The following is a 730-nucleotide window of genomic DNA, read 5'->3' as shown; positions in this document are numbered from 1 at the left end:
GTCCGGCCTGAACAACTCGTAGTTCATTGATTTCATTTGTTGAAGCTGCGGTTTTGTTCGCTTTGAATTGCAGGGTTTCGTATGCTTTGGCCAGAAACCTTGCAATTTCTGGTCGTCGATGAAGCCTCATTCCCGCGCCCCTGAACAGGATGACCTGCTCCGCCCACGACTGGTCGATATGATCGATGCGCGCCACGAGTTGGTGAAGCTTGCGGCGCTGATCGACTGGGAGTTTTTTGAACGGGAATGGGCGAGCTTCTTTCCCTCGCATCAGGGTCGACCTGCGACATCGCCCCGCCTGGTCGCGGGGCTCATGTATCTCCAGCATGCCTTCAAGCTCTCTGACGAGGCAGTCGTCGCCCGGTGGGTCGAGAACCCGTATTACCAACACTTCACTGGCGAGACGTTCTTCCAGCACCGTCCTCCAATCGATCCCTCGTCGCTGGTGCGCTGGCGCAAGCGGATCGGCGAGGAAGGGGTGGAGTGGCTGCTGACCAAGACCATCGAGGCAGGCCGAGCCGCGGGCGCCGTCACCGACAAGAGCCTGAAGCGGGTGGCTGTGGATACAACGGTCATGGAAAAGACCATCGCCCATCCGACGGATGCGCGGCTTTTCGAGCGCGCCCGCGCCCTGCTGGCGGGCTTGACGAAAGAAGTCGGGGTCGAGTTGCGCCAGAACTACGCGCGGCTTGCCCCGCGGCTGGCCGCCCAGGTCGGACGCCATGCCCAT

Annotated in this window: 2 protein-coding genes; one reads left to right on the top strand and one right to left on the bottom strand. The window is 61.1% G+C overall.

Translation table 11 applies throughout. From position 1 onward, the window contains the following. Positions 1-196 (bottom strand): hypothetical protein (locus AAIL68_RS17520; RefSeq protein ID WP_347141065.1); only part of this gene is annotated, 196 nt, incomplete at its 3' end. Between AAIL68_RS17520 and AAIL68_RS17515 the strand changes: the two genes are divergently transcribed. Continuing rightward, on the top strand, positions 119-730 hold a 612-nt coding region (locus tag AAIL68_RS17515; protein WP_347141064.1), incomplete at its 3' end, for a transposase. The two genes, AAIL68_RS17520 and AAIL68_RS17515, sit on opposite strands and share 78 nt — an antisense overlap.

It is taken from the genome of Paracoccus sp. SSK6, assembly GCF_039770665.1.
GTDB lineage: Bacteria > Pseudomonadota > Alphaproteobacteria > Rhodobacterales > Rhodobacteraceae > Paracoccus.
Note: the sequence above shows the minus strand (reverse complement) of the source record. Positions and strands in the feature narration are given on the sequence as shown.